The following is a 12,008-nucleotide window of genomic DNA, read 5'->3' on the forward strand; positions in this document are numbered from 1 at the left end:
AGAGGGCGGCTACCAGGGTGGCGGTGACCGTGGCCGTTCCGGTCCGCCGCGTGAGGGTGGTTTCCGCGGGGGTGACCGCGAGGGTGGTTTCCGTGGTGGTGACCGTCGTGAAGGCGGTTTCCGTGGTGGTGACCGCGATGGATCGCGTTCCGGTGCCCCGCGTGAGGGTGGCTTCCGCGGCGGTGACCGCGAGGGTGGTTTCCGTGGTGGCGACCGTCGTGAGGGCGGCTACCAGGGTGGCGGTGACCGTGGCCGTTCCGGTCCGCCGCGTGAGGGTGGTTTCCGCGGGGGTGACCGCGAGGGTGGTTTCCGTGGCGGTGACCGTCGTGAAGGCGGCTTCCGTGGTGGCGATCGCGATGGATCGCGTTCCAGCGCCCCGCGTGAGGGTGGCTTCCGCGGTGGCGACCGTGACGGTGGTTTCCGTGGCGGTGACCGTCGCGAGGGTGGTTTCCGTGGCGGGGACCGCGATGGGTCGCGTTCGGGTGCCCCGCGTGAGGGCGGTTTCCGTGGTGGCGACCGTCGTGAAGGCGGCTTCCGTGGTGGCGATCGCGATGGATCGCGTTCCAGCGCCCCGCGTGAGGGCGGCTTCCGTGGTGGTGACCGCGAGGGTGGTTTCCGTGGTGGCGATCGTCGTGAGGGCGGCTACCAGGGTGGCGCCCGCACTGGTGCGCCGCGTGAGGGTGGCTTCCGTGGTGGGGACCGCGATGGATCGCGTTCCGGTGCCCCGCGTGAGGGTGGCTTCCGCAGCGGCGATCGCGAGGGTGGTTTCCGTGGCGGTGACCGTCGCGAGGGTGGCGGCTTCCGTGGCGGTGACCGCGAGGGTGGCTTCCGTGGCGGTGACCGTCGTGAAGGCGGCTACCAGGGTGGCGCCCGCACTGGTGCGCCGCGCGAGGGCGGCTTCCGTGGTGGCGACCGCGATGGATCGCGCTCCGGCGCCCCGCGCGAGGGCGGCTTCCGCGGCGGCGACCGTGACGGTGGCTTCCGCGGCGGCGACCGCGAGGGTGGCTTCCGTGGCGGCGACCGTCGTGAAGGCGGCTTCCGGGGCGGTGAGCGGGACGGCTCCCGTGCGCCGCGTGAGGAAGGTTTCCGTGGTGGCGACCGTCGTGAGGGCGGCTACCAGGGTGGCGGCGACCGTGGCCGTTCCGGCCCGCCCCGCGAGGGTGGCTTCCGCGGTGGCGATCGCGAGGGCTTCCGGGGCGGCGACCGTGGTGGCTCCCGCCCGGGTGCGCCCCGGGACGGCGGGCGCGAGGGCGGCTTCCGGGGAGGTGACCGTCGTGAGGGCGGCTACCAGGGAGGCGACCGTCGTGAGGGCGGCTTCCGCGGTGGTGACCGTCGTGAGGGCGGCGCGTCCCGTGAGGGTGGCTTCCGCGGTGGCGACCGTGACGGTGGGTTCCGGGCCGACGAGCGGCCGCGTCGCGAGGGCGACTTCCGGCGCGACGACCGTGGCGCGGGACCGGAGTCGTCCGAGAATGGGCGCACGCTGGCTCCGGTGCTGCCGGACGACATCGCCGCGACCGACCTCGACAAGGACGTCCGTGCCGAGCTGCTCTCGCTGAACAAGCCGGTCGCCGAGACCGTGGCCCGACACCTGGTCGCCACCGGTCAGCTGATCGACGAGGACCCGGCCGAGGCGTTGGCGCACGCGCTGGCGGCCCGACGGCTCGCGTCGCGTATCTCCGCCGTCCGTGAGGCGGTCGGCCTGGCCGCGTACCACGCGGGGGAGTGGCAGACGGCGATCGCCGAGCTGCGGACGTACCACCGGATGACCGGTCTGCAGAGTCACCTGGCCGTGCTCGCCGACTGCGAGCGCGCCCTGGGCCGGCCGGAGCGGGCCATCGACCTGTTCCGCGGCGCCGACCAGGCGAAGCTGGACCAGGCCGTCGCGATCGAGCTGCTGATCGTCGCGGCCGGGGCACGGGGCGACCTTGGCCAGAAGGACGCCGCTGTCGCGATGCTCCAGGTGCCGGACCTCACCAGCGAGGCGACGGTGCCGTGGACGGCGCGACTGCGGTACGCGTACGCCGACGCGCTGCTCGCGGTGGGCCGACGTGAGGAGGCCCGCGAGTGGTTCTCCCGCGCCGCCGACGTGGACACCGAGGGCGAGACCGACGCCGCGGAGCGGTTGCTGGAACTCGACGGCGTCGTCATCGAGGGAGATGACGAGGACGAGGCCGAGGAGATCGCCTCGGGCCCGGGTGCGCCCGGCTCGGTGCCGGCCCAGCCGGATACCGACCTGACCGCGGGCGACGCCCGCGACCGGGACGCCGACGACTCCGACACGTCCGACCGCGAGACCGACGCCGGGGCCATCCTCGACGAGGGCGACGACGAGTTCGACGACGAAGACGAAGACTTCGACGACGACGACGACGACGACGACGAGGACGACGAGGACGACGAGGACTTCGACGACGACGAGGAGGACGGCGTCGTCGGCCGCTCGGGCGACCGTGCGGACGTCGACGGCGAGGACGAGGACCGCCACCCGGACGCGAGCGGTACCTCCTCGGCAACCGCCACTGACTCGGCCACGCCGGCCAGCGATGCCCGTGCAGATGACACGGTCGACGGCGACGGCACCGCCCCCACCCGGGGTGACGAGCCGGAGGCGACGCAGCGGTGAGCGCGGACGCCGGGAAGCGGCTGATCGACGGGTACACCCTGGTGGTCTTCGACCTGGACGGGGTGATCTACCTGATCGACCGGCCGATTCCCGGCGCGGTCGACGCGGTGGCGCGGCTGCACGCCGAGGGGCGGGCGGTGGCGTACGCCACCAACAACGCCTCACGTCGTTCCAGCGACGTCGCCGATCTGCTGACCGGGATGGGCGTGCCGGCGCGGCCGGAGGAGGTGCTCACCTCCGCCGCCGCCTCGGCCGAGCTGCTGCGGGAGCGGCTGCCGGCCGGAGCGCCGGTGCTGGTGGTCGGCGCGGAGGCGCTGCGCGCCGAGCTGCGCGCGGTCGGGCTGACCCCGGTCAGCCGTGCCGACGAGAAGCCGGCGGCGGTGGTGCAGGGCTACGGTCCGCAGGTCGGCTGGGCCGAGCTGGCCGAGGCGTCGGTTGCCGTACGGGCCGGGGCGATGTGGGTCGCCACCAACACCGACCGGACGCTGCCCAGCGCCCGAGGCCCGCTGCCGGGCAACGGATCGCTGGTCGCGGTGCTGCGCACCGCGTTGGAGCGGGACCCGGACCTGGTGGTCGGCAAGCCGGAGTCGGCGCTGTTCGAGACCGCCGCCCGGCGCGGCGACGGCGGCCGGGCCCTGGTCGTCGGGGACCGGTTGGACACCGACATCGAGGGCGCCCGCCGCGCGGGACTGGACAGCCTGCTCGTGCTCACCGGCGTCAGCGGCGTACCCGAGCTGCTCGCTGCCGAGCCACGACGGCGGCCCACGTACGTCGCGCGGGACCTGGCGGGGCTCTTCGAGCCGGCGGCGGCCGTGCAGGTCCCCGGCTCGACGGACGCCGGCGGTTGGTCCGTCACGGACCGCGACGGGAGACTGGAACTGGCCGGCGCCGGCCGGGATCTGGACGCCCTCGCCGCGCTCTGCGCGGCGGCGTGGTCGGCTTCGGAGCTGCCGGCGATCCGCCCGGTGGGCCCGGACGCGGCTGCTGCGCTGGAGAGCTTCGGGGTGTCCGCCGACGGGTGAGGCCGCCGAGCGCGCTCGTCAGAGCAGCTTGCGCAGCTTCATCAGGTCGAACGGGTTGGCCTTGATCGACACCCGGCGGGACGTGACCGCCCTGGTGACGTCCAGGTCACCGCGGACCAGGGCGAGCAGATCGTCGCTGGACGTGCTCAAGGCGATCTTGGCCTTCGGGTCGTCACCGTCGGTCAGCTCGACCAGCCGGCCACCGCTGATCTTGCCGTGGAACGCCGTGTCCAGGTCGGTGATCCGGCAGGCCAACGTCCGTTCCAGGTCGATCCGTTCGCGGACCGTCTCGGCGTTGCGGTCCAACCGGGCGGCCAGCTCCTGCAACGCCTGCCGGCACTCGTCCACGCTGGCCACATCTCCCCCTCGCCGATCGCCACGCCGTCCCCGGCACCGTACCGCACGAGACAGTCCGGGGTGCCCGGTAGCGTGACACCTGCAGACCCCGCCCCATGGAAGGACTCAGGCATGCAGGACGCGTGGCGCGCATACCTCGAACTGGCCATGGGCCTGGCGGAGGCGCCCCGGAAGAAGGCCCAGGACGCCGTGCGTCGCCTCGTCGGCTCGGGCGGCGCGACCGCCGCCCAGCTGCAGGCCCTCGGCGAGGAGCTGGTCACCACCGGCGCCGCCAACCGGGAGGCGCTGACCAAGCTGGTCCGCTTCGAGGTCGACCGGGCCCTCGGCGCGGTCGGTCTGGCCACCGCCGACGAGGTGGCCGAGCTGACCCGACGCGTACGCGACCTGGAACGGCAGCTGCGCGAGGCGCGCGCCACCGAGTCGTCCGTGGCGCAGCCCGCCCCGCAGCCGTCCCCCGGTCCCGCCCCGCAGCCGGCGGCCGAGCCCGCCCCGCAGGCCGGTCCGAGCGGCGCGGCGCAGCCCGACAGCGGCCCGATGCCGTCGGACGGCCCCGCCGGAGCGCCCGTCTCCGCGCCGGTGGCCAAGAAGGCCGTCGCGAAGAAGGCGCTGGCCAAGAAGGCTGTCGCGAAGAAGGCGATCGTGAAGAAGCCGCCCGCGACGATCAGCCGTACCGGGGACGACACCCCGACGCCGGTCGTGCCGGACGACACCCCGACACCTGCTGTCATGCCGGCGAAGAAGGCCGTCCGTAAGCGCCGCCCGGACGGTGACTCGTGAGCGACGCCGCGCGTCCGGGCCCGCCGCCCGGCATCCGCCCCGGCCCGCCGGGAGGCTTCCGGCCCGGCCCGCCGCCGACCGGGTCGTTCGCCGCCCGGCCCGGCCCGCCGGTGGGCACCCGCCCCGGCCCACCGTCCGACGGCCTCGACGTCGGCGACGACACGGCCCGCCACCCGGCGGTGGACGCGGCAGTGCGGGCCATGGACAACGCGGCGACGCTCGCCCCGGCCGACCAGATCGCGCAGTACGAGGCGGCCTACGAGACGCTGCGCGAAACGCTCGCCACCATCGACCAGACCTGACCACTGCGACCAGCCCGACAGACCGGAGAACCACCCCATGGCACGTCGCAACCGGCTGGACGCCGAACTCGTCCGCCGCGGGCTGGCCCGCTCGCGTGAGCAGGCCGCCGCGCTGGTCGAGGCCGGCCGGGTCCAGCTGCGCGGAGTGCCCGCGCGCAAGGCCGCCGCGATGGTCGACCCCGCCGATCCGCTGCTGGTCACCGGCGCTGACCCGACCGAGGAGTACGTTTCGCGGGGCGGGCACAAACTCGCCGGGGCGCTGGCCGCGTTCGGCCGCGCAGGGCTGCGCGTCGCCGGGCGGCGCTGCCTGGACGCCGGCGCGTCGACCGGAGGCTTCACCGACGTGCTGCTGCGCGCCGACGCCGCCGAGGTGGTGGCCGTTGACGTCGGCTACGGGCAGCTCGCCTGGTCGCTGCGCACCAACGAGCGCGTCCGCGTCCTGGAACGCACCAACGTCCGTACCCTCGTCGCGGACGCGATCGGCGGGCCGGTCGATCTGACGGTCGCCGACCTGTCGTTCATCTCGTTGCGGTTGGTGCTGCCGGCCCTGGCCGGCTGCACCCGCGACGACGGCGACCTGGCGCTGATGGTGAAGCCGCAGTTCGAGGTGGGCAAGGAGCGGGTCGGCGCCGGCGGCGTCGTGCGCGACCCGGCGCTGCGCGCCGAGGCGGTGCTCGACGTGGCTGCCGCGGCGGCTCAGCTCGGCCTCGGTCTGGCCGACGTGGCGGCCAGCCCGCTGCCCGGTCCCAGCGGCAACGTCGAGTTCTTCGTATGGTTGCGCCGGGGCGCACCACCGGCCGACCCGCAGCGCGTGCGGGCCGTGGTGGAGGCCGGGCCGAACGGCCCGACGACGGCCGGCGACGTGCCGGGCGTGGCGGCGGAGGAGGTCGCAGGGTGAACGCGTACAGCGAGCGGCACACGACGGCCGACGGCCGTGCCGGTGCGGCGATGGCGGCGTGCCGTCCGACGGCGGACGGGCGGGCGCTCCGATGAGCCGCACGGCGCTGCTGGTGACCCACACCGGCCGTCGACGCAGCACCGAGCACGCCAGGTCGGTCGCGGCCGACCTCATCGCCGCGGGCTTCGAGGTGCGGGTGGTCGCCGAGGAGGCCGAGGATCTCGACCTGCCCGGGACGGTTCCGGTCACCGGCCCGGAGGCCGCCGACGGCGCCGAGATCGTCTTCGCGCTCGGTGGGGACGGCACCTTCCTGCGCGCGGCCGAGCTGGCCCGCCCGGCGAAGGCGCCGCTGCTCGGCATCAACCTCGGCAAGGTGGGCTTCCTCGCCGAGGCGGAGATCAACGATCTGGACACCGCGGTCCGGGACGTCGTCGAGCGCAACTACACAGTGCACGAGCGGCTCACGCTCGACGTCACTGCCGAGTTCGACGGTGGCCCGACCATCGAGTCCTGGGCGCTCAACGAGATCAGCGTCGAGAAGGGGGAGCGGGCGCAGATGCTCGAACTCCTCGTCGACGTGGACGGCCGCCCGCTGTCCCGTTACGGGTGCGACGGGGTGGTCTGCGCCACCCCCACCGGCTCCACCGCCTACGCGTTCTCCGGCGGCGGTCCGGTGGTCTGGCCGGAGGTGGAGGCCCTGCTGCTGGTGCCGATCAGCGCGCACGCGTTGTTCAGCCGGCCCCTGGTCACCGCGCCCACGTCGACGTTCGTCATCACCGTCGACCCGTTCACCACCCTCGCCGTGCTCGCCTGCGACGGCAGGCGGGTCTACGACCTGCCGCCGGGCGCCCGGGTGACGGTGCGTCGCGGCGCCCTGCCGGTACGCATCGTCCGGCTGCGCGCCCGTCCGTTCACCGACCGGCTGGTCGCCAAGTTCGGTCTGCCCGTGCACGGTTGGCGGGGCAGCCGCCGGTAAGTGACGGTGACGCACACCGTCGGTGTCCGGCGGGTGTCCACCTGACGACATGTCGCCGCTGCGGCGGCGCAAGGCTAGTGACCTGGTTGTGTGCTGCGTCGCAGACTCCGATCGGTCCTCATCTACGGATGGCGGGCCCACCGGAGTTAAGGAGCACATCGCATGCACTGGTCCCCCCGCTGGCTCAGCGCCGGCGCGGTCGGCGTACTGGTGGTCGGCCTCGCCGCACCGGCGTCCGCCGAGCCGCCCGCCCGGCCCACCGGCCCGAGCCTGGGCACGTCCGCCCCGGGCGCCGCGCCCGTCCGCATCACCCTCATCACCGGCGACCAGGTCGAGCTGGCGCCGGCCGCGCCGGGCCGGGTCGCCGCCACCGTACGCCCGGGACCCGGGCGTGAGCGGGTCATCTTCCAGACGCTGGAGGTCGACGGCGGGCTGCGGGTGCTGCCCAGCGACGCCCTGCCCTACGTCTCCAGCGGCGTCCTCGACGCCAACCTGTTCGACGTGCAGGAGTTGGCCGCCGACGGCTACGGCGACGCCGCACAGGGCGCGCTGCCGCTGATCGTGCGCTACCAGGAGCCGGCCGCCGGCCGGGTCCGGCCGCTCGGCGGCGTCACCGACGCCCGCCCCCTGGAGAGCATCAACGGCGCCGCGTTGCGGGTCGGCAAGGCCGACCTCGGTGGCCTGTGGAGCACCCTCGCCGGGACACCGGCGAGCCGGACCACGGCCGACGCGCCCCGACTGGGCGGCGGTGTCGCGCACGTCTGGCTGGACGGGCGGGTGCACCCGACGCTGGAGCACAGCGTCCCGCAGATCGGCGCCCCGACGGCCTGGGCGGCCGGGCGCGACGGCAGCGGCGTGAAGGTGGCAGTGCTCGACACCGGCGTCGATGCCACCCACCCCGACCTGGCCGGACGGATCGCCGAGGCGCGGGACTTCTCCGGCAGCGGCAGCGCCCGCGACGGCCACGGCCACGGCACGCACGTCGCGGCCACCATCGCGGGCAGCGGCGACGCGTCGGCGGGTCTGCGCAAGGGCGTCGCGCCCGGCGCGCGACTGCTGGTCGGCAAGGTGCTCGACGACGGCGGCTCGGGCTACGACTCGGCCATCATCGCCGGCATGGAGTGGGCCGCCCACTCCGGGGCGAAGGTCGTCAGCATGAGCCTCGGCGGCGACCCGACCGACGGCACCGACCCGATGAGCCAGGCGGTGAACGACCTGACCGCCGAGACCGGCGCGCTCTTCGTGGTCGCCGCCGGCAACGCGGGTGCGGCGCGTACCGTCGGCACGCCGGGCGCGGCAGCGGCGGCGCTCACCGTCGGCGCGGTGGACCGCGACGACAACCTGGCCGAGTTCTCCAGCCGCGGGCCGCGCCTGGGCGACAACGGCCTGAAGCCCGAGATCACCGCGCCGGGCGTCGGCATCGTCGCCGCGCGGGCCGCCGGCACCACGATGGGTACGCCGGTGGGCGACGCCTACACGACCGCGTCCGGCACCTCGATGGCCACCCCGCACGTGGCGGGCGCGGCGGCGATCCTCGCGCAGGACCACCCGGACTGGTCCGCGGGCAAGCTCAAGGACGCGCTTGTCAGCACCACGAAGGCGAACCCGGCGCTCACCGTCTTCGAGCAGGGCGGCGGTCGGGTCGACGTGGCGCGGGCGCTCACGCAGCGGGTGTACGCCTCGGCCACCGCCGACTTCGGCCGGATCTCCACAGGTGCTGCGGCGGTCGAGCGGACCGTGACGTACACCAATGAGACGACTACCGCGCAGACCCTGCGGCTGGCCCTGGACCTGCGCAACCTGGACAGCGGTGCGGCCGAGACCGACGGGGTCGCCGTCGGCTCCGGCGAGGTGACGGTGCCGGCGGGCGGCAGCGTGACCGTGCCGCTGCGCGCCGACCCGGCGAAGCTGGCCCGGGGCCCGCACGGCGGTTGGCTTGTCGCTACCGGCGCGGACGGTGTCGCCGTACGCACGCCTGTCGGGCTCACCGTCAGCGGCCCGGTTCACCACGTCACCGTGAAGGTGCTGGACATGCAGGGTCAGCTGACCCTCTCGCCCGGGTTGACCCTCTTCGGTGAGCACACCGAGTCCGACTTCTGGGGCTGGTGGCCGGGCGAGGGCACCCTGCAGGTCGAGGAGGGCACGTACCTGCTGACCGCGCTGGTCGAGCACGGCGCCCCGCTCGACGAGCAGCTGACCGAGGCCGTCGAGCCGGAGCTGACCGTCGACCGGGACCTGACCGTGGTGCTCGACGCCCGCAAGGGCACGCCCGTGCGGATCGAGACGCCGAAGCCCAGCGAGCAGCGGGCCACGCTCAGCTACTACGTGCACCGGGTGTTGGGCAACGGCCGGCAGATCGACCACGGCGTCATGGCGTACAGCACGATCCAGCAGGTCAACGTCACGCCGACCCGCCCGGTACGCCAGGGCGAGTTCGAGTTCGCCTCCCGCTGGCAGCTCGTCGCGCCCATGGTGGACGCCACGGTCAGCGGGGTGTCCGGCCCGTCGGACATCAACCTGCTGGGCACGTCGCCGGCGCCGACCGGTCGACGGAAGCTGCCCCTGGTCTGGGCCGGCACCGGAACCCCTGCCGAGCTAGCCCGGGTGCGGGGCGCGGCGGCGCTGCTCGCCGCCGACCCGGACCGTAACGAGGATGAGCAGGTGGCCGCCGCGGCGGCGGCCGGCGCCGCGGTGGTGCTGATCGTCCGACCCGAGGACCGGACCGCGTGGACGGTCTGGCGGCCGGCAGGCGAGCGGCTGCCGATCCCGGCGATGGTCGTCGCGTACGACGACGGGCAGCGGCTGATCGCGGCGGCGCGCAAGGGCCGGGCGACCCTGGACCTGACGCTGAGGGTGGACAGCCCGTACCTGTACGACGTGTGGCAGGTGTCCAAGGGCCGGGTGCCGGAGCGGATCGTGCACACGGTGACCGCGAAGAACACCGCCGAGGTGACCGCCAGCTACGGCGACACGGGCGCGGGCTGGGCCACCGAGGAGCGGTTCGGCTGGCGTCCGTGGCAGGAGTACTCCTGGAACGACGACCAGCGCCTGGTCCGCAACGGGACCACCCGGCAGGAGTTCGTCAGCGCCGGGGACAACTGGTGGCAGCACCGGGTGCTGCACAAGGAGATGTTCATGCAGTGGGGGCAGGTGACCGGTGGGCTGACCCAGGAGCCCCGGCGGTACGCCGCCGACGACCGGGTGACCGAGACCTGGCACGCCCCGGTGGTCCGTCCGGCCGTGCCGGCCAGCGGAGCGCCGGTGCCCACCCGGGCGGGCGACAGCCTGGACGTGCGGATGCCCGAGTTCGTCGACGCCGACGGGCACTACAGCGTGGCCGGCAACAGTGAGGAGGCGGACACCGTCCAGGCTCGCCTCAGCCGCGACGGTCGGCAGATCGCCGACCTGTCCGGCGGTTGGACGCCGGTACCGACCACCGCCGGGGCGGCCCGCTACCGCCTCGACGTGACGACGCGGCGGGCCTCGGACCAGTGGCGCTACGCCACCCGCACCGACACGTCGTGGCAGTTCACCTCGGCCCGCCCGGCGGGCGACGCGGCCGTGCCGCTGTCGCTGCTGCAGGTGGACTACTGGGTGCCGGCCGACCTGCTCAGCACCGTACCCGCCAACCGGCCGCACCAGCTGGGGCTGACCCTGCGCCAGCCGACCGGAGTCGCCGCGCCGACCGGCACCAGCCTGACGGTGCAGGTCTCCTTCGACGAGGGCGTCACCTGGCGGCCCGCGCCGACGCGAGGGTCGGGTACCCGCTGGACCGCCACCGTGCCGGCCGGGCGCGGAACCGTGTCGCTGCGGGTGCACGCCACCGACCGGGCCGGGAACTCCGTCGACCAGACGGTGCTGCGGGCGTACGGCCTGCGCTGACTCCGCGCGTGTCCGGCAGGGCCCGCCGTCGCTTTCCGACGGCGGGCCCTGCCGCGTTCAGAGCCAGCCGCGCCGGGCGACCTGGAACGCCAACCCGGGTCGGGTGTCCACGCCGGCGGCGTCCATCAGCTCGGCGAGGCGGCGCTGCACCGTCCGGCGGCTCACCCCGAGCTGGGAGGCGATGGACTTGTCCGGTACGCCGGCCACGAACAGCGACAGCAGCCGGGCCTCGTCGGCGTCGGGCCGGTAGCCGTCGACCGGACGGTCGTCGGCCTCGTCGCGCCGGCCCTCGGTGGCGGCGAGCGGGTCGTCGAGTCGCAGTCGGGTGGCCACCCGCCAGTGGCTCTCGAAGAGGGCCAGCAGCGCGTCGAGCAGCTGGCTGCGGCCGATCACCGCGGCACTCGGCTCGCCGCCGTCCCGGTCGGGCACCAGCGGACAGATGGCGGTACGCGCGTCCACGATGGCCAGTCGGACGGGCAGCCGGTCCAGCACGCGGGCCTGCTCGCCCGCGGCCACCCCCTTGGCCAGGTCGGCCAGTGCGCCCGGTTCGAGCAGCAGGTCCCGTTCGTAGATGGCCCGGTAGCTCACCCCACGGGCCAGCGCGTCGAACTCCTCGACGTTCTCCGGGCCGGCCATGGCGAGGGGGTTCGCCCGGCAGAACCAGAGCACCTCGTTGCGGGCCGAGTTCTGCAGGTCGCGCAGCCGGTCCCGCAGCACCCGACCGCCCCGGATCACCTCGACCAGGTGGTCCACGTGGTGGCGGCGCAGCCCGGAGCGGTACTCCTCGGCCAGTTGGGTGACCCGGCGCCGGGCCGCCTCCAGGTCCTCCTGGCGGCGCAGCAGCGTCGCGCCGAGGGCGACGTCCGGGGCGGTCGGGCGCAGCGGGGCGTCCGGGTCGTTGTCGGTGGGCTGCACCAGCCCCTTGGCCCGCAGCGCCTCGACCTGCTCGACGACCTGCGCCCGGGGGCGTCGCAGCCGGCGGACCAGTTCGTCGACACGGGCCGTGGTGAGCTGGAGCAGGCAGCGGTAGAGCTCCTCCTCGGCGGGGGTCAGGCCGATCACGTCCAACACGGGGCAAGACTGTACGTCGGTGGGGTGCGGGGCGTGCCGGTGCCCGGTCGTGGGGCCCGTCGGCTGGTCAACTGTCGGCCCTCGCGTCTACTGTCGGGTG

10 protein-coding genes are annotated in these 12,008 nt (G+C 74.8%); 7 read left to right on the forward strand and 3 right to left on the reverse strand.

Annotation, left to right across the window (positions count from 1 at the left end):
* Positions 1-1,588 (reverse strand): hypothetical protein (locus tag AB0B39_RS16885; RefSeq protein WP_357574740.1); only part of this gene is annotated, 1,588 nt, incomplete at its 3' end.
* Between AB0B39_RS16885 and AB0B39_RS16890 the strand changes: the two genes are divergently transcribed.
* Together AB0B39_RS16890 and AB0B39_RS16895 are read left to right on the forward strand one after the other, a co-directional pair.
* Positions 1,577-2,623, forward strand: a complete 1,047-nt coding sequence (locus tag AB0B39_RS16890) for a hypothetical protein (protein ID WP_357574903.1) — start codon at positions 1,577-1,579, stop codon at positions 2,621-2,623. The two genes, AB0B39_RS16885 and AB0B39_RS16890, sit on opposite strands and share 12 nt — an antisense overlap.
* On the forward strand, positions 2,620-3,645 hold the full coding sequence (locus AB0B39_RS16895) for an HAD-IIA family hydrolase (RefSeq protein WP_357574741.1): 1,026 nt from the start codon (positions 2,620-2,622) through the stop codon (positions 3,643-3,645). The genes AB0B39_RS16890 and AB0B39_RS16895 overlap by 4 nt, the downstream gene beginning before the upstream one ends.
* 18 nt (positions 3,646-3,663) lie before the next feature.
* Here AB0B39_RS16895 and AB0B39_RS16900 read toward each other — a convergent pair whose 3' ends face one another.
* Positions 3,664-4,002 carry an SCP2 sterol-binding domain-containing protein gene (locus AB0B39_RS16900; RefSeq protein ID WP_234591035.1) on the reverse strand — a complete coding sequence of 113 codons (339 nt, stop codon included), beginning with the start codon at positions 4,000-4,002 and terminating at the stop codon, positions 3,664-3,666.
* A gap of 111 nt (positions 4,003-4,113) precedes the next feature.
* Here AB0B39_RS16900 and AB0B39_RS16905 point away from each other — a divergent pair, with 111 nt between their 5' ends.
* The 5 genes from AB0B39_RS16905 to AB0B39_RS16925 all read left to right on the forward strand — a co-directional run bounded on the left by AB0B39_RS16905 (position 4,114) and on the right by AB0B39_RS16925 (position 10,837).
* Positions 4,114-4,779, forward strand: a complete 666-nt coding sequence (locus tag AB0B39_RS16905) for a hypothetical protein (protein ID WP_357574742.1) — start codon at positions 4,114-4,116, stop codon at positions 4,777-4,779.
* Positions 4,776-5,081, forward strand: coding sequence for a hypothetical protein (locus AB0B39_RS16910; RefSeq protein ID WP_357489250.1), 306 nt, complete (start codon positions 4,776-4,778; stop codon positions 5,079-5,081). Before AB0B39_RS16905 ends, AB0B39_RS16910 begins: the two co-directional genes overlap by 4 nt.
* Positions 5,082-5,118: 37 nt before the next feature.
* Positions 5,119-5,979, forward strand: a complete 861-nt coding sequence (locus AB0B39_RS16915; protein WP_234591030.1) for a TlyA family RNA methyltransferase — start codon at positions 5,119-5,121, stop codon at positions 5,977-5,979.
* Between the two features lie 91 nt (positions 5,980-6,070).
* Positions 6,071-6,955 (forward strand): NAD kinase, encoded by an 885-nt coding sequence (locus tag AB0B39_RS16920; RefSeq protein WP_357574743.1) that lies wholly within the window; start codon positions 6,071-6,073, stop codon positions 6,953-6,955.
* Positions 6,956-7,117: 162 nt separating this feature from the next.
* Positions 7,118-10,837, forward strand: a complete 3,720-nt coding sequence (locus AB0B39_RS16925) for a S8 family serine peptidase (protein ID WP_357574744.1) — start codon at positions 7,118-7,120, stop codon at positions 10,835-10,837.
* A 57-nt stretch (positions 10,838-10,894) separates the two neighbouring features.
* On the opposite strand, the gene AB0B39_RS16930 is transcribed toward AB0B39_RS16925, so the two are convergent.
* Positions 10,895-11,908 carry a helix-turn-helix domain-containing protein gene (locus AB0B39_RS16930; RefSeq protein ID WP_357489255.1) on the reverse strand — a complete coding sequence of 338 codons (1,014 nt, stop codon included), beginning with the start codon at positions 11,906-11,908 and terminating at the stop codon, positions 10,895-10,897.
* Between the last annotated feature and the right edge of the window lie 100 nt (positions 11,909-12,008).

It is taken from the genome of Micromonospora sp. NPDC049114 (genome assembly GCF_040648635.1).
Taxonomy (GTDB): domain Bacteria; phylum Actinomycetota; class Actinomycetes; order Mycobacteriales; family Micromonosporaceae; genus Micromonospora.